Annotated in this window: 16 protein-coding genes; 5 read left to right on the top strand and 11 right to left on the bottom strand. The window is 50.1% G+C overall.

Annotated elements, in window-relative coordinates:
* The first annotated feature begins 130 nt into the window (after positions 1 to 130).
* Both E6W40_RS27810 and E6W40_RS27805 read left to right on the top strand, forming a co-directional pair.
* Entirely contained in the window at positions 131 to 1,072 is a 942-nt protein-coding gene (locus tag E6W40_RS27810; protein WP_136608812.1) for a ring-cleaving dioxygenase, read from the top strand.
* Positions 1,073 to 1,087: 15 nt separating this feature from the next.
* Positions 1,088 to 1,693, top strand: a complete 606-nt coding sequence (locus E6W40_RS27805; RefSeq protein WP_136608944.1) for an alpha/beta hydrolase — start codon at positions 1,088 to 1,090, stop codon at positions 1,691 to 1,693.
* A gap of 65 nt (positions 1,694 to 1,758) precedes the next feature.
* On the opposite strand, the gene E6W40_RS27800 is transcribed toward E6W40_RS27805, so the two are convergent.
* Both E6W40_RS27800 and E6W40_RS27795 read right to left on the bottom strand, forming a co-directional pair.
* Entirely contained in the window at positions 1,759 to 2,643 is an 885-nt protein-coding gene (locus E6W40_RS27800; protein WP_168928788.1) for an IS3 family transposase, read from the bottom strand.
* On the bottom strand, positions 2,565 to 2,909 hold the full coding sequence (locus tag E6W40_RS27795) for a helix-turn-helix domain-containing protein (protein ID WP_246072784.1): 345 nt from the start codon (positions 2,907 to 2,909) through the stop codon (positions 2,565 to 2,567). The genes E6W40_RS27800 and E6W40_RS27795 overlap by 79 nt, the downstream gene beginning before the upstream one ends.
* Before the next feature lie 311 nt (positions 2,910 to 3,220).
* On the opposite strand from E6W40_RS27795, the gene ilvA reads away from it, so the two are divergent.
* Positions 3,221 to 4,462: a threonine ammonia-lyase IlvA gene (ilvA, locus tag E6W40_RS27790; RefSeq protein ID WP_136608943.1), complete on the top strand. Its 1,242-nt coding sequence runs from the start codon at positions 3,221 to 3,223 to the stop codon at positions 4,460 to 4,462.
* A gap of 110 nt (positions 4,463 to 4,572) precedes the next feature.
* On the opposite strand, the gene E6W40_RS27785 is transcribed toward ilvA, so the two are convergent.
* The 8 genes from E6W40_RS27785 to E6W40_RS27750 all read right to left on the bottom strand — a co-directional run bounded on the left by E6W40_RS27785 (position 4,573) and on the right by E6W40_RS27750 (position 14,116).
* Entirely contained in the window at positions 4,573 to 5,433 is an 861-nt protein-coding gene (locus E6W40_RS27785; protein WP_136608811.1) for a MurR/RpiR family transcriptional regulator, read from the bottom strand.
* Between the two features lie 96 nt (positions 5,434 to 5,529).
* Positions 5,530 to 6,192, bottom strand: coding sequence for a hypothetical protein (locus E6W40_RS27780; protein WP_246073224.1), 663 nt, complete (start codon positions 6,190 to 6,192; stop codon positions 5,530 to 5,532).
* Between the two features lie 44 nt (positions 6,193 to 6,236).
* Positions 6,237 to 8,381, bottom strand: coding sequence for a hydantoinase/oxoprolinase family protein (locus tag E6W40_RS27775; protein ID WP_136608809.1), 2,145 nt, complete (start codon positions 8,379 to 8,381; stop codon positions 6,237 to 6,239).
* Positions 8,382 to 8,496: 115 nt separating this feature from the next.
* A complete protein-coding gene (locus tag E6W40_RS27770) occupies positions 8,497 to 9,789 on the bottom strand; it encodes a citrate transporter (protein WP_211147095.1) in 1,293 nt (430 codons plus the stop codon).
* A gap of 29 nt (positions 9,790 to 9,818) precedes the next feature.
* Positions 9,819 to 11,168 carry an FAD-dependent oxidoreductase gene (locus E6W40_RS27765; protein WP_136608808.1) on the bottom strand — a complete coding sequence of 450 codons (1,350 nt, stop codon included), beginning with the start codon at positions 11,166 to 11,168 and terminating at the stop codon, positions 9,819 to 9,821.
* A 257-nt stretch (positions 11,169 to 11,425) separates the two neighbouring features.
* A complete protein-coding gene (locus E6W40_RS27760) occupies positions 11,426 to 12,103 on the bottom strand; it encodes a PepSY domain-containing protein (protein WP_136608807.1) in 678 nt (225 codons plus the stop codon).
* 197 nt (positions 12,104 to 12,300) lie between these two features.
* A complete protein-coding gene (locus E6W40_RS27755) occupies positions 12,301 to 13,245 on the bottom strand; it encodes a hypothetical protein (RefSeq protein ID WP_136608806.1) in 945 nt (314 codons plus the stop codon).
* Positions 13,246 to 13,450: 205 nt separating this feature from the next.
* Complete coding sequence (locus E6W40_RS27750; protein WP_168929085.1) at positions 13,451 to 14,116, bottom strand: DUF1129 family protein; 666 nt, start codon at positions 14,114 to 14,116, stop codon at positions 13,451 to 13,453.
* Between the two features lie 422 nt (positions 14,117 to 14,538).
* Here E6W40_RS27750 and E6W40_RS27745 point away from each other — a divergent pair, with 422 nt between their 5' ends.
* Entirely contained in the window at positions 14,539 to 15,369 is an 831-nt protein-coding gene (locus E6W40_RS27745; protein WP_136608804.1) for an alpha/beta hydrolase family protein, read from the top strand.
* A gap of 134 nt (positions 15,370 to 15,503) precedes the next feature.
* The gene (locus E6W40_RS27740; protein WP_136608803.1) at positions 15,504 to 16,283 is read left to right on the top strand and encodes a DODA-type extradiol aromatic ring-opening family dioxygenase; all 780 of its coding nucleotides are present in this window, start codon (positions 15,504 to 15,506) and stop codon (positions 16,281 to 16,283) included.
* 98 nt (positions 16,284 to 16,381) lie between these two features.
* Here E6W40_RS27740 and E6W40_RS27735 read toward each other — a convergent pair whose 3' ends face one another.
* On the bottom strand, positions 16,382 to 16,924 hold the full coding sequence (locus tag E6W40_RS27735; RefSeq protein WP_136608802.1) for a DoxX family protein: 543 nt from the start codon (positions 16,922 to 16,924) through the stop codon (positions 16,382 to 16,384).
* Between the last annotated feature and the right edge of the window lie 274 nt (positions 16,925 to 17,198).

The following is a 17,198-nucleotide window of genomic DNA, read 5'->3' as shown; positions in this document are numbered from 1 at the left end:
ATGGAAGCTGCGGGGCTTTTTTAATGTATTAGAAAAACATTAAACACTTGATATATATCTCTAATTGTTATATTATATAATTAATAATCTTAAATTAAAGAGTTAATAATCATAAGGAGGAAAGAAGGATATGTTAAAAACAGCAGGTATTCATCATATCACGGCATTCGTAAATGATGCCCAGCAGAATGTCGATTTTCATGCCGGTGTATTGGGACTGCGTCTAGTGAAGAAAACCATTAACTTTGACGCACCGGAAGTATACCACTTGTATTTTGGCAATGAAAACGGAAGCCCGGGCACCATCATTACCTTCTTCCCGCAAGAAAACGCAAGAACGGGCGTGATCGGCGGCGGACAGGTGAGCATTACCGTATACGCGGTGCCTAAGGGAAGCATGAACTTCTGGAGTGAACGGCTGGATTCCTTCGGAATCAATCATGAAGCGATCTCACGTTTTGGGGAAAATTTCATACGCTTTTTCGATCCGTCGGGTCTGCAGATTGAGCTCGTGGAACGCGAGGAAGGAACGCCTAGCCGCTGGTCCTTTAATGGAATTCCGGCAGAGCATGCCATAAAGGGCTTCGGTGGAGCGATGCTGAGCAGCGTTGCGTCGGAGCATACGATGATGGTGCTGGAAAAGGTCCTGGGGCTTCATCGTGTGGGAGAAGAAAATGGACTGGTTCGCTTTAAAGGCTTTGGGGATATCGGTAATATCATCGATGTAAATGCTGCAAATGCAAACTGGGGCAATCCCGGTGCGGGTACGGTTCACCATATCGCTTGGCGCGCCAAAGATTATGAAGAGCATGGGAAGTGGCGTGAGCTGCTGGCACAAATCGGGTTTCAGCCGACGCAGGTGATTGACCGGCAGTATTTCAATGCGATATACTTCCGTGAACCGGGTGGTATTCTGTTCGAAATCGCGACGGATCCTCCAGGCTTTGCGCGTGATGAGTCCGATGAGGAGCTTGGTACGCATCTGATGCTGCCGGAATGGTACGAATCGCAGCGGGATTTAATTGAACAGAATTTACCGAAGATTGAAGTACGTGAAGTGGAGGGAATATAAATGAGCAATTTAAGCATGCAGCATATTTTCAAAGAGGGATCGGATCCGGCCGCACCGGTATTGGTCTTATTACACGGAACAGGCGGGAATGAGCATGATCTGCTGCCGCTGGCCGAGATGCTGTCGCCGGAGTCCTCCGTGCTGGGGGTTCGCGGCAATGTATCGGAAAATGGAATGCCGCGCTTTTTCCGCAGATTAGCGGAGGGTGTATTTGATGAAGAGGATCTCGTTCTACGGACGAAAGAGCTCAATGATTTTTTGGATGAAGCAGCACGAGAGTACGGACTTCAACGCGACCGCATGATCGCGGTTGGCTTCTCGAATGGTGCCAATATTGCGGCGAGCCTGCTGTTCCATTACGAAAATGCGCTCTGGGGCGCTGCACTGCTGCATCCGATGGTGCCTTTGCGCGGAAAGCAGCTGCCGGATTTGACCGGAGTTCCGGTTTTCATCGGCGCAGGCAAGAACGACCCGCTCTGCTCCGTTTCCGAAACGGAAGAGCTGGAATCTCTCCTAGCTGGGGCAGGCGCGGAAGTTCAGCTATACTGGGATAACCAGGGCCATCAGCTGAGCAAAAGAGAGCTGTATGCAGCCTCCGACTGGCTCGATAACCGTTTCTAAAATTATATATAAACCTCTTGTCCGGTAATGGTCAAGACCCCATTTAGTGGACATTGAAAAAACACCTAGGCTGCAAACTGGCGCCGGTACTGTACCGGCGTCAGTTTGTTTAATTTACGCTGCGGTCGCCTTTGGTTGTAAAATTGTATGTACTTCTCAATTCTCCTTTGTGCCTCTGCCAGATTTCGGATATCATAGGGATAGAGCCCTTCCGTTTTGAGATGCGAGAAGAAGCTCTCCATGGAGGCGTTGTCTAGGCAATTGCCCCGGCGAGACATGCTGATTTGGGCGCTAACCTTTGGCAGCATGTCGTGGTAAGCATGAGACGTGTACTGGAACCCTTGGTCGCTGTGAACGACCAATCCGGACACGTCTTTTCGCTTAGCAAATGCTTTAGCGAACGTCTGAAGTACCAGTTCATTATCGTTACGTTCGCTAAGTTGGTAGGCCACAATCTCGTTATTGAATAGGTCTTTCACTGCCGAAAGATACAGCCAGCGCTCGCCTATCCGGTATTGAGTCACATCCGTCACCCATTTCTGGTTTGGTTTTTCGGCTGTGAAATTTCGCTTAAGCAGATTATCAGCCACGCGCTCGGCAGCCTGGTATGTCATATTAAATCGACGTTTCCGGCGAATGCTGGCTTGAAGACCAAGCTTTTGCATTAGGCGCAGTACTTTCTTGTGATTCATCCATACACCTTCATCCTGCCACAAGAAAAGTTGGATCTGACGGTAGCCATACTTTCCTTCGTAGCGTTGATACACGGTGCGAAGGAGTCGTTTAGCCTCGGCATCTCGGTCATTCTTCTTCCTCTTCAAATACGCGTAATAGCCACTTCTAGAGACGCCAAGGAGCTTGCAGTGTTCGGCTACTTGGCCGACATTCGCTGCTTGTTCGATAAGCTTGAAGCGCTGTTCTTTCCCTCCTGCATCCAGATTTCCAAACACTTTTTTAGCATCGTATTCTCCCGTTTCAACTGCTGAACATATCGCTCTTGATCTAAATATTCCTTCCGCCTTCCTCGTTGATCCAGTAAACCAAACTCACCCTTTTCACGGTATTTTCGCATCCAACGCTTCATCCGACTCTGGTCTTGGATTCCCAAATGATCGTTGATTTGCCGATACGTCCATTTTTCCTCTACGTGCAAACGGATTGCCTCCATCTTGAGTTCCTCAGAGTACGTCTTAAACTTTTGACCTTTTATAGCCATAAAAAATACACCCCCTAGAATTCATCGGTTAAACCAAGGGGTTTTTCCAATGTCTATTCTAAGGGGTGCACTTCAGTAATGGACAGGAGGTTTTTTACTGCTCACTGAAGGATAAACGGACAATCGCTCTTGAAAAAAGGCCGTAAAAAAGGTACGGTACTGTGTAACAAACATTTCAGTGATGCTATGAATAAAGCCCTGAACCAACAAATAGAGGGCTCATGGAGTGAGGAGAAAAAATGAAGGATAATCTGCATGAAACGACTGCCCAGATACCCAATACCGTATCGTCAGGTGAGAATATCGAGAACATGGTTTCCATGGAGGACATTGTACGTGCGCATCATATGCTGCGTGAGGTTATTGTACGTACGCCGCTGCAGCATGACGCGGTATTGTCGGCGAAATACAAATGTAATGTTTATTTGAAAAGAGAAGACCTGCAGGTGGTGCGCTCCTTCAAGATCCGCGGCGCATATAATATGATCCGCAGTTTGTCAGCCGAAGAGCTGGCCAATGGCATCGTATGCGCGAGCGCCGGCAACCATGCCCAAGGCGTAGCTTTTTCCTGTAATGCACTGGGTATCCAGGGTAAAATTTATATGCCAAGCACAACGCCGAACCAGAAGGTGAAGCAGGTGAAGCGTTTTGGAGGCAGCAATGTGGAGGTCGTCCTGACCGGAGACACGTTCGATGATGCTTCCGAGGAAGCGATGAAGGCATGCAAGGAGCAGGGCTTGACCTTCATCCATCCGTTCGATGCCCCGAAAATCATTGCGGGCAACGGAACGATCGCGATGGAAGTCATGGAGAGCCTGAACGCACCGGCAGACTATGTGTTCGTCACGATCGGCGGCGGCGGTCTGGCAGCAGGCGTAAGCACGTATATCAAGACCGTAAGTCCTTCCACACAGGTCATCGGCGTAGAGCCTCTAGGAGCTGCATCGATGAGCGAAGCGTTGCTGCGCAAAGAGGTTGTAACCCTGAAGGAAATCGATAAATTTATAGACGGTGCTGCGGTTAAAAGAGTAGGGGACATGCCGTACGCCATCTGCTCCAGCAAGCTCGATGATATCGTGAAGGTTCCGGAGGGCAAGGCTTGCTCAGCGATACTCGACCTGTACAACGAAAATGCGATCGTGGTAGAGCCAGCAGGCGCGCTGCCAGTGGCGGCTCTCGATCTGTACAGCGAACAAATTCAAGGCAAAAATGTCGTCTGCATTATCAGCGGCGGTAATAACGACATCGACCGGATGCAGGAGATCAAGGAACGCTCACTCATGTACGAAGGCATCAAGCACTACTTCATGATCAACTTCCCGCAGCGTTCGGGAGCATTGCGTGAATTTCTCCAGGACGTTCTCGGCCCTGGAGACGATATTACCAACTTTGAATATACCAAAAAGCATAACAAAGAGAACGGCCCGGCACTTGTCGGCATCGAGCTCAACAGTAAAGAGGACTACATTCCGCTGATCGAGCGCATGAACCGCAAGGGACTGCAGTTTACGGAGCTGAACAAGGATTCGAATCTGTATAATATTTTGATCTGATCATAAAATAATGGTGATACCAAGCATTATAAGGAATGCATACTATAAGTAGCACTTAAGCACGCAAAAGCGCCCCTCCAGCAGTGGAAGGGCGCTTTTCTATTTTCACGCTACAAAAAATAATTCGTAATCGTCAGATCGCTCGCAAGCACGGCTTCACTGTCGAGTTTCTTTTTCAAATACGTTTTGTCCGAAGAAATGAAGATGCTCATGATCAAATCCACGACGAACAGGAAGGTGATATGATTGGACATCAGCGCACTGTTGTTGACCGAAATCTTATCCGGCACGATGATGTTCACGTCCGCATTCTCCGTGATTGGCGACGAATCGTAACATGTGATCGAGATCGTCTTGACCTGGTTGACCTGAGCAATGGCTACCGTGTCCACGATTTCCTTCGTTGATCCGGATCGGGAGAAGGCGACGACGACGTCCTCCTTGCCGCACTGCGCGGCGGCGATCTTCATGGCACGGCTGTCATTCACCGCCTCGGCCATAATGCCGATGATCGACAGGCGATTCTTCAGGGCAATCGCGGCCAGATAAGAATCGAACAAGCCGATAATATAAATTCGTCTTGCCCCCTTCAGAATGTCCACCACACGGTGGAGCTGATCCTCTGTGACGAGCGCAGACGTATTAACGATAAGCTCGTTATAATCGAGCGCGAGCGCATCGATCGGGTTGATTTCCCGTCTTTCCTTTTTCTTGGCCTGCATATCCCGGTAAAAAGCGTCCTGGGCAAAAGCGATTTTGAAATCGTTAAAGCCCTTAAAGCCAACCTTTTTACAGAACCGGTTAATACTTGTTTCCGATACGCCGATTTCATTGGCAATGGACGTAATCGTGTTACGCGTAATAAAATCCGGATTGTGTATGACAAAATTGGCAATCTGGTTCTCACCATAAGTCAATTTTTGGGTTTGGGATACAATTTTCGCGATAACGGCCGGAACCTGTGAAGACATGATACCTCCTCCTGATCTAACGCTGGAAATGACGAGTCCGGTGATCTCCGCTAGATTTCCCCATTATATCACACCGAGTGAGGTATTGAGAGTACGCTATATCCATAATTTGCAAGTTTCGAGCTGCTGTTCGAACGCCTCGGCCTGCATATGTTTCTCCTCAATCAAGTAAGCATAATCCAGCAGATTAGGCAGGCAGGGAAGGTCCAGCACTTCCTTGCAAAAAGCATGTGCGGCGATCTCACTGCATTGTACCACCGTTGATCTCTTCGTATATGGCCCCAGCTTAAAGACCTCGATAGGCTCCAATCTCTCATTCGTAAACGCCGCATCCCGGTACTCCAGCCAGTGATAGAATTCATGAGCCAAATGAATATCGATCAAGCGCTCCATGTCCGGTTCTGCTGCGCTGGCCGGCTCTCCCAGGATATCCCGGCATACCCGCTGCATTCCTTGCAGAGAGGAAGCGTAAAGAATAATTTCAGGCTGCTTTTTGGTGAAATCGATCTGTGCGCGAAAGGAGACGTTATGATACTCACCGGAAGCGTCCGTCACTTCATAATGAAGTCCGGCTTCCTCGCACATCCGGCGGATGCTGCTGCCCTTGTATGATGCCGCTGCATGACGTCCGGCCCGGAGCGACTCGTGAACATAATACGGAATCTTCGCTTCCGGAATTTTATGAAAAAGCGGGTCCTGCTTCAGCTCCATGCAACCGAGTATTTCATCGGATAGGGTATGAAGGGGGAGAACGGGCATCCGGAACATCTCCTTTTCAACACGGATTATAAAAATGCGCCTGTTTACTGATAAGCGACAACGAGCAATTCATCCTGCGCTGCAAGCATCTCGGTCTCGATCTCAAGAATGGATATGAGCTGCTCCTTCGTCTGCATGCCGGTCAAATCCAGCATCTTTTCTTTATAAAAAACGAAAACCTTCGGAAGCGTAGCGTTGGCGTCAGAGTAGATGGTGTTATCATCGAGAAAATCGTTCAGCGGTTCCTGCGCCGCTTTGCTAAGCTTCGCATAATGCACATTGCTCTTCTTGAAGCGGACCACACCTTCGCGGTCCAGCACGCTGACACTGCTGGATTTCTTCTTCAGCAGGCCGAAGAATGATTTCTTCACGCTCTCGCCGGTAAACAGGCTCCACCTGCCCGTTTGTACCGCGAGTACGGTCGATTCAACCGGCTGATCTATCGAGCTTGCGGCAATCACCTTCATATCATCTACCGATATGGCTTCCTGGGCCAAATCCTTGGAACGCAGCTCGGTGGAGCCGGTGGCGATGGCGCGGAGAATATTCTTCTGATTGTCGATCTCAATCGTCACTTCCACGGTATCTTCAGAGGCACCGGATTTGACGATGCGCTCCACGATTTCGGCACGGATGCGCTTGATATCCTCATCGGTTGGGTTAACGACCGTCCGTTCAAGCTGTTCCTTCACCATCGCCAGCGCCACACCAATAGTTGAAACATAGGGCGCGTTATTGGCGATCTGGCATTTGAGCTTTTCGCGCTCCGCCATGGCCGGTACGAGTACCGCACCGCTGCCTCCGCCGCCCACGAGCGTTACGAAGGCCCGGTCCAGCTCATAATCGTCAATCATTTCATTGACGGTCTTCATCGTCTTGTCGATGGCGATATTCATGACTTGTCTTGCTGCTTCCTCCACGCTGACACCGACATGGTCCGCCAGCGCCTTCCAGGCTTTGAGTGCGGCCTCCTTGTTACCCTTGGCGTAATCTCCATCTGGAATATAGTTCAGAATATTCGCTGCTCCGGCAAGAGTATAGGAATATTCCCTGCCATTCACGCATTCACAGATCGCATACTCGGCCGGGTCACCTTCGCGGGGGCTGATGAACTTCACCTTCGGATCTGCGATATTCTCTGCGGGGGCGAAGGCCTCGTACTCCTTGCCGGCAATATGTGCACTCCGCGGGCCGACGTCCGTGATGCGTCCTCCAGCCACCTTGATCATACTCCCGCCGGCGATGCCAAGCGTGCGCACATCCAGGGACTGCAGGTACGTGCGGTGACCGCCAACCTCGGCATTCTTGATCATGACTTTACCGTTCTTAATGACGGAAATGTCGACGCTGGTGCCGCCGACTTCAAAGAAAATGCCGTCTGAAATTTTCTCATACATCAATGCTCCGGCAACCCCGGCAGCAAGGCCTGACAGCATGGTCAGGATCGGCCGCTTGCGTACCTCGTCGATGCTCATCACGCCGCCATCGCAGCGCATGATCATGAGCTGTGACTGGATGTTGGCATTCTTGACGGATTTCTCGGTCATATTGGCGGTTTCCATCATTTTCGGAATGAGGGAGGCGTTGACGACCGCCGTCCTTGTCCGGGTCTTCAAGCCATAGAGCTGGCTGATTTCATGGCCGCCCGTGGCATAGATTCCCTTGCGATTCGCAAGCTCCACCACCCGCAATTCATTGGCAGGATCATCGACGCTGTAAGCCTCGGAAGCAACGATGACTTCGGCCCCTTGGCCCGCAAGCTCATCAATAGCCGCTTCAATCTGTTCATCCGTCAGATTCTTGGAATCGAGATAGACATGATAAGTATGGAGATATTTGCCCGGCGCCAGCTCGATATCCCCCGGATTGGATTCGGAGCGTGCGCCGAGGCCATCAAGGCCTGAGCCCATCCCGATAATGCCGACTCTTGCCACATCACCCTCCAGAAGGGCATTCGTCGCCTGCGTTGTCCCATGGGCGATGAAGGTGACATCCTCCGGCAGAATGCCTTTGCTGTCCAGAATTTGATTCAGAATTTGAACGATCCCCTTCGCCACGCCGTCCGGATCATGGTGAGTGGTCGGAATTTTCATTTTTTCGATGACTTCAAATGTCTCATTATCAATGAGAGCCGCGTCAGTAAACGTACCGCCGACGTCAATGCCAACTCTTACCTTTTGTCTCCCCATAATGTCCTCCTAAGATGGCGGGCAAAGAACCCTGTAAGAGATGTACTTTGCCCGATTTGTATAAATTGTATCTCTGCAGCTAGCTAGTGCAAAAACCGAACCCTTTACAATATCTCTAGAACACCATAAATGCCCCGAAAATCAATGAGATCAGCACGGATGCCATCGTCCATGGCAGTGTCTTTTTCAAAATCTCATTAATATCGCTCTTCGTAAAATCAGCCACCCATACGTTATGTGAATTCGTTGGATCGGAGACGGATTGCACGTTGCTGACTGCGCGCAAAGCGAGCATGGCGGCAACCGGCGTCATACCGGCTGTGACGAAGAGGGCGGCGATGCCGCTGCCAAGACCCCATACATTCAACGGTCCGCGGTAGATCGCAAGCGGCGACAGAATCGTAAAGAACAGAATATACATTAGCGGGTTGCCTGGAAGCACGGACTCAATCAGAGGTGAAATAACCGCCGATACCTGTGGCGACATAACGGAGCTCAGCAGGATACCGATACCGATCATGAGCGCCATTGCGCCGGCAACATCTTGAATCCCCTCAATCATCGCGCTGGACAGGATATGGATCGGGCGCTTAGGCCAGGTAAGCAGAATGGTGACTATCGCGCCGATGATAACCGCCGGTACGATATCGATCTTGAAGATGAAGACGAGTAGTACCGGCACGAGCGGGCTGATCAGCGCAATCGCTGGCACCTTTTTGTTGTCGCCGGGCGTTGCGGCTGGCATGGCCCAGGCTTTGCGGCCTTTGCCGTCTTTTTTGACATAGAAGACGATCATAATCAGTGAAATCAAGATAAGCGGGAGGGCTACAACCAAGGTGTAATTGGCAATTTTATCGACGGAAAGGCCCAGCACATCGACATATACGGCCCAGTTGGAAACATTGAAGAGGGAGCCGACCCCAACAGCCAGCAGGACAACGATGGAAGCGACAAATTGGGAAATGCCTGCCGTCAGCATAATCGGAATGACGATCGTACCGACCAGGATGACCATGCCGAGTCCGCCTGCTGCGGAAAAAATAATGGATGCGGTAATAAAGAATAGAATAGCTATAAGTACAGGTTTATCTCCGGCGAGTTCAGCCGCCTTGCGGATAATGGATTTGGTGATGCCGACCTTGTTCAGAACCTGGCCGAACCAGGCACCGAATATCAAGCCTGCAATGGCGCCGGACAGTTTCATGGAGCCGCCGGCGAGGATGGTTTTGGCGATGGAGGTCACGTCCGGATTATTCGACAACCAAGGCACGCCAGCGATGATGGCGAAAAGGATCGCCATGCAGGGCAGGGCCAGAATGGTTGGCAGCTTACGCGCCATCATAAGCCCCACAAACACCAGAAAGATGAGCAGAATACCGATTGCTTGGAACCACATTGCCGTTGTCACAAGAATTTCCCCTCTCAAATGGGCTGCTATTAAACTTCCAGATATGCTCCTTGCTCTTTCAAAATCGTCTGCACCTTCTTGATGTCCACATCCTGCACGTTCTGTCCTTCAAGTGCAGCGAGTGCTGCCGCAACGCCGCCGCCATGTCCGATGGCGCCCGTGGTTGGCGTGGTTCTCATCGCGGCCTGCGCCTCAAAGGTTGCCGAGATACAGCGGCCGATGACGATCAAGTTCTTCACGGAGTCCGAGATCATGCAGGAGAAGGGAATGCTGTACATGCCGCCCCATTCCAGTTTTTGATGCTTCGTGCCTTCGCCGTCCGGGCTGTGGATATCAATCGGATAGCCGGAGTGGGCGATGGTATCCTCGAACAGGCGCTGCTCCAGAATATCGCTTGCGGTCAGCGTGTAAACGCCCTTAATCTGGCGCGAACCGCGGACACCGATGTTCGGTCCCGTGGATTCGACGACGGCATCCTCAAAGCCGGGGATGTATTTGCGTACGAACAGCTCCAGCTCGCGGCACTGCTTGCGGCCTACCATTTCGGCGCGGCTAAGGCTGAGCGCATCGGTCGCGTCATGGCCGAGAATACGGGTTGTATTCAGGATGACTTCGCCTGGGTTATTGGTTTCAAAGAACAGGATATTTTCGCGCGGGATGGAGATTTCGCCGCGTTCCTTGGCTTTTTTGAAGAGGCTGTCAAAGCCGCCGACAGAGAGGCGGGGGGCTTTCTCAATAATGGAGGTATCCCCATTGTATAGAGGAAAGTCCTCGGGATGGCTATGAATATACTCCTTGACCTTGGCGATGTTCACGTTGTACATTTTCATTTTCAAGGTCATCGGCTGCGTTGCACCATCCGACTCACGACCCTTGGTGTATTCAACACCGGCTCCTGCTGACAGGTCTCCATCGCCTGTGGCATCGATGAAGACGGCAGCCTTAATCTCGCTGATGCCGGATTTATTGCATATCGTAATACCCGTGATGCGCCCGTTTTCCGTCTGAACTCCGGCCAGCATCGTGTGGTACAGGATATCACCGCCAGCTTCCGTGACCATCAGTTCGAGCTCATGCTTCATGGCTTCGGCGTCAAACGGGGTGACGGAGTATGTAAAACCTACCGTATCGAAAATATGCCCTGGAGATTTGCCGAGTCTTTTGAGCCGTTCGATGAGCTGATCGGTGTATCCCTGAATCGCCTGCTTGTCACCGGCATGGAAGGTCATCATGGGACCTACGCCATTAGCCGTCAGTGTACCGCCCAGAAAACCGTGAGATTCGACGATCAGCGTCTTGGCTCCGGTTTTGGAAGCGGCAATGGCAGCCATGGAACCGGAGATGCCTCCGCCCATGACAACTACGTCATATTGCTGCATGTTCTCCACTCCTCTTATCGCAAGATTAATTTCCTTTTAATGCCTATAGGCTAACAAAATAAAAATCATTTGTAAACGCTTTTAGAAAATAATTTTCTAAACATCCGAAAATATAGAAAATTATTTACAGGATAATAGTGGTAGTTTTTGAGAGTCCCACCATGCATCCAAACAACAAAAAAAGAAGACCTCCGACAGCTTGTCGGAAGCCTTCCTGTGGTAAACTTGCAGGTCATGCCAGTAGCCCTAAATCCGGTTTAATCATCCTCGCCAAGACTGAGAATCTTACCGGTTTTGGCATCAATCTTGATTTCATGTTCTTTATTGGCATTGTGTACGTCAACTTCATAGTACGTGGGACCGTTTTTTCTTTCGATTTTCCATTCGGACACGGTTCCGTTCACTTTTTGGGTGGCGATCTCCATGGCTTTCTTCTCATCGATGATCCCCGTCAGGTCGATTTTGGACTGCTGCCGGTCGATTTTAACCTTGCTTTTATCCAGCGGTTCGGATTTATTTTCGAGGATGCTCTTATCGTCTGCATGGATGCCTACTTTGGTTTTCTGCGTATCGGTCATCATTTCGACTTTGTAGGCATATACCTGATTTTCCAGCTCCAGCTCCAGTTTGGTGACATCGCCTTGGCCTTTGGTGGCAGCGAGGTCGAGAGCTTCCCGCGGAGTTACCTTAAATGTGGCCTTTTGCAAATCGGCAGCTGCTTGTGCAGCCGGATTCGTTTCCTTCGCAGGTGTTGGAGCCGTAGTAGAGGTATGGGTATTATTTTCACTATCCGTATGAGCATCCGTACCATTATTGGTACTGCCCTGATTACTGGCTTGACCGGCGTTGCTGCCGCTCTCCGCTTCCTTGGACGAGCAGCCCGCAGCTCCAATGAGCAGGAACAGTCCTAATAAAATAATGCTTATTTTTCTCATGCTGCAAAACTCCCTTCCCCCATACTTTAACCGTAAACGATGCTTTCAAACTCAGGCTTTCATGCCAAATTTTGCAGCTCATTTATGAATGCGATCACCCTCACCCGCATGAAAAAAGCCCCTGCGCCGCTCCGTTTAGAAGCAGTGAGGGGCAGAGACCTTATTGTGGTTACTACGGCCGGTCTAATATGCGTTATTTACATGCCGGAAGCAGCTTTTCTGTATTTATCGACTTCAGGTGTCAGGACGTCATTGTTTTTCTCCAGCACGTCGAGGAAACCTTTCATCTTTTTCAGATAAGCGCTCTTGGAAGGATCACCTTTGCTGACAGCAGCCTGCAGGGCCGCTTTAGCCTTAGGATCGGCTTTTTTGGTGTCATAGTCAAACAACGGTGTGTTATTGAGGCCGGACATCGAAATGTTTAGGTACATGGTATACAGCGACTTCACTTGGGCCGTGCGGTTGGAATGCGGGAACGTCTTCACGAAGGCTTCCTGCGACAATGCACGCTTGGTCACTTCCGTCCATCCGATGGACAAGGCACCGTCATTGGCAAACGGAGCTTTGGTTTCCGTTGTCATGATATCAATGTAGCTCTTGATGTCGGCAGATACATAGGAGCGTACCTTTTGGAATCGTGGATAATCCAGTACCAGATAGAACATCCCTTCCGAGGTATCCAGCCGGTAGCCGCTGTCACGCGCGCCCTTGAACAAGGCTTTCAGGTTCTTGTCGCTGGTCTTATTGATGAGCGATGTCAAATCGTCGCCGGATTTCATAAGCTTCATCAGTTTGCTCTGAATGCTGTCCTTGAAAAATTTATTGTTCCAGGCTTCGAGATTGGCATTTTCAGCGTTTTCGAGCTTCAGCAACATCATGGAGCCCTGCCAAGGTGTCACTTGATAGATATTCTTTTCCATATAACTTACGGCTTCGGCCTGCTTGGTTGGGGATTTGAGCAAGCTCATCATATGATTGTAGACTGCGTTCTGATGCGCCGTTTTGGCGGAAGCTGCTGATGAAGCCGAGACGACTTTGGGAGCAGCGGTTGTTCCGGCGGCATGAATCGCTCCGGCACCTGCTTGTAAACTGATTGCGGCTATGAGGGCAGCGGCTGTGACTGCGGATTTTGATAATTTCATTGAAAAAGCACCTCCAAGGTTTCGTTAATCACATATTACCCACATGTTGTTTCGTCAGGGTGTCCGTTTGTTTCGGACTTGTAAACATTTGAAAGGAACTTGGAAATATTTCAAGAATTCGGCCCATGGCGCACAAAAAAACATCCTTGCCAGCAACAAACGAATGCGTTGTGCAGTACAAAGATGTTTTTACCCGAGCGTAATCCTATCTGGATTTGCGTAAAAAGATAAACCGGAGCCCGAGAATACCGATAATGCACAGAACCAGACTAAGCCCTGGCGGTACCGTAAATACGGGCAGCATGCTGCGTAGTGAAAAGCCGATCACCATCACAACGACCATCACGATCAGGTAGATGCCGATGGCTTTCAGGTTGATTCCCGGCTTCTTGTTATCGTTATCCTGCGGTTTGTTCAGCGACTTCATGAGAACTTCCATGATCACAATGGAGCCGGCAGCGATCAGAATGATGGCCAGCAAGCTGATTCGGTTCAGCGGACTGCCGCTGTAACCTGCAAGCTGTGCCCCATAACCGATCACGGCCTCCACCAGGAACAGAATGGTCAGAGCGGTCCAGGCGATCATGATGTAGTAGGCGGTTCCTTCGATAGGCTTAACGGACGGCAGTGATTCAACCACCGAGCGGGCATAGCTTTCTGCATCTCCACCGAGCAGCTTTGAGGCAGATTGGCCTTTCTTTTGCGCGTCCAGCACGTCCTTCGCCAGTTCAAGTAGTCTCTGTTCACCCTGCTGCCGGTCTACCCGGCTGTCGCGCACGTAAACGATGATATCCTCATAAAAATCCCGGTTTGCCGGCGTCATCTGCTCCCGCAGACGGTTGTTCTCTTGTATCAGTTGTCTTGTTGTCATATCCGTTCCTCCGTATACAACAAGTATAGGAACAGGAACAGCCGAATTCAAGGCCTGGTAAGTCCTGAATGGTTCATTCCCGGTAAAAGAGTTTTTCATAATTGACGGCCACATAGATAATGGCCAATAAAACGCAGGCAGCGAGCACCCAGGAAAGGGGATGTTCGCGTATATGAGAGATCCATTGCTGCCACATATCCAAATCCCTTTCTATAGCAGGTCTGACCCCTAGTTTCTGCCACGATTGACCATTCCATACCCACCCTCCTCATTTCACAAAAAAGCCATGCCGATTAGGATTGACACACATAAACCCGCAGTGATAATATGGACTTCAAACCTTATATCTCACTAAACTTATCGGAATTATATAATATATAGAAAATATGAATGAATCTAACATTTAAAAGGGGAGTGGAGTCATGGAAAGACAGATCATGATAAGGCATGGCCAGGAGGAACTGACCGCGAGCCTGCATTATCCAGCGCAGGAGGAAGGGAAGAACGGACGCTGCGGGGAGCGGGCTCCGCTGGTTGTCATCTGCCATGGCTTCGTCGGGAGCCGGGTTGGCGTGGACCGTTTGTTCGTAAAGACTGCCAGGGAATTAGCCGGGGAAGGAAACATGGTACTGCGCTTTGATTATGCCGGTTGCGGCGAAAGCAGCGGAGATTATGGCAAGGAAGGGCTGGAGTCCATGATTGCCCAGACCCGGACCGTGCTTGATTATGCCCTGGATTGCGGAAATGTCGATCCATCCCAGGTGACGCTGATCGGGCATAGCCTCGGCGGTGCCGTGGCCATTCTGACAGCCGTGCGTGACCGCAGGGTGAAGAATCTGGTATTGTGGTCGGCGGTAGGATATCCGCTGAGTGATATCGTGAAAATTACCGGACGTGAGGTGTATAATCATGCGGTCAAGACGGGCAGCTCCGATTATCTTGGATTCGAATTTGCACCTGCATTTTTTGATTCGCTCGGAACATATCAGCCGTTTCAGGAGGCCAGCAAGTTCACAGGCAACGTACTTGTCGTTCATGGCACCTCGGATGATACGATTTCGGTCGATTATGCTTTTCTGTATCAAAAGGTGTTCTGGATGCGGTCCGAGGGCCGCTGCGACAAAGAGATTATTTTCCAGGGGAATCACACCTATTCTTCAGGTTCGCACTGCGGGCAGCTGATTCACCGGACCAAAGAATGGTTAAACGAGCAGAAGACACTGCAGCAGGATTGGCAGCACTGGATGATCTAACGGCAGAAAAATGCACACAACTATACATTACTCGAAATAAATACAGCCAGCAGTGATACAGAGATTGGAATTATCTCTTCATACACGGTAAAATATAAGTAGCAACTTATACTGGCGTGTGGAGGTTGACATCGATGACATTACCATCTTTATTTGTAGCGCACGGTTCACCTATGCTCGCCCTGGAAGATAACGGATACACGCGTTTTCTGGAAAACCTGGGACGGGAGCTTCCTACACCGGAGGCCATTGCCGTTTTTTCGGCGCATTGGGATAGTCCTGACCAGTCTGTCAGCGTGGATGAATCCCACGGTACGATGCATGACTTCTACGGTTTTCCCGAAGCCATGTACGAACTGCGGTATCCGGCTCCGGGCTCTGCATCGCTTACCCAGCAGATTGGGCAGATGTTCGATGCTGGCAATCTGTCGTACCAACCGGTTCTCGGCCGGGGGCTTGACCATGGGGCTTGGGTGATTTTGCAGAAAATGTACCCTGACGCCAACATTCCGGTAGTAGAGCTATCTGTGGATTCCAGACGTTCCCCCGCGGAACAGTATGCGATCGGCGCGATGCTGAAGGAGCTTCGTCAGCAAAATGTGCTGGTGATCGGCAGCGGCGGACTTGTGCATAACTTGCGCATGATCAGCCAGTCGGGTGAACCGGATGCATGGGCCGTAGAGTTCGATGAATGGATCGCCAAGCAGCTGGAAAGCTGGAAGGTTCATGAGTTGTTTGATTATGACAAAAAAGCTCCATATGCCCGCCAGGCGGTGCCTTCTTATGGAGTGGAGCATTTCACCCCGCTCTTTTATGCGATGGGTGCGGCGGATGATGACCGCAAAGCCAAGCGCCTCTTTCAGGCTTACCAATATGGTAACCTCAGCCTGAACTGCTGGATGTTCGGCTCCTGATCAAGAAGAATATGAATGATAACATGAGTTGAGCCGGACTGGAAATACCAGCCCGGCTCTTTTTGATGCGCTATGATCGATTGTTTGGGTTGTGTTATTTATGCAGCGCCTTTGGTCTTCGTCATGCCGCCTTTTGGAGCAGGTGCTGGAGCATGATCTTGGTCTTTCTTGTGGAAGAGGCTGCGTACATAAGGCATTACCCAGTGATCCAATCCGATGCGTCCGGCATTCGCGGCAGCGACGACGATGAAGATTTCAAGCACTACCATTTGTGCGTTGGTGCTTACCGTACCCGAGAAGAGGAAGGCGAAGTTCATCACCATACCCATCAGGGCTGCGAAGGTAGTGAAGGTACCCAGGATGAGCCCCAATCCGACCAGCGTTTCACCGAGCGGGATTACGACGTTGAACAATTTCACTCCAGGCAGTGCGCCATGCTCCAGGAATGCAGCCCACCAGCCTTGAACTGCGGGATGATCTCCGCTAGCCTTGGCGATAGCCCCTTGCAGGAAGCCTCCTGCATCGAATCCGCCAGTTAATTTTTCAATGCCGCCTTTGATCCAGGTATATCCAAGGTAGATCCGAACCACCGTCAGTAACCACATTGCCACTTTGTTATTTCTCAGCCAGTTGTTGAACATTACAATCCACTCCTCAAGTTTTTTATTGTTTTTAGGAAGCTTTGCAGAAGATGCCTTTTCTTGTTGTAAGCTTCTTGTTTTTGTTGGAAGATGATCATCTCTTTCATGTCTTTATTATATGTGAATTAATTCACATGATATGTGATTTAAATCACAATTTTAGATTAAATTTAAAATTATCTTATACATTCTATATGGTTAGCAAAGACAAACCTGGCCTTTTATGCTTAAATGGGAACAAAAGGAAACGAAAAAGGATGACAGACCAGAGGAG

The sequence above is a fragment of the Paenibacillus dokdonensis genome, from assembly GCF_004916975.1.
Taxonomy (GTDB): domain Bacteria; phylum Bacillota; class Bacilli; order Paenibacillales; family Paenibacillaceae; genus Paenibacillus_AQ; species Paenibacillus_AQ dokdonensis.
Note: the sequence above shows the minus strand (reverse complement) of the source record. Positions and strands in the feature narration are given on the sequence as shown.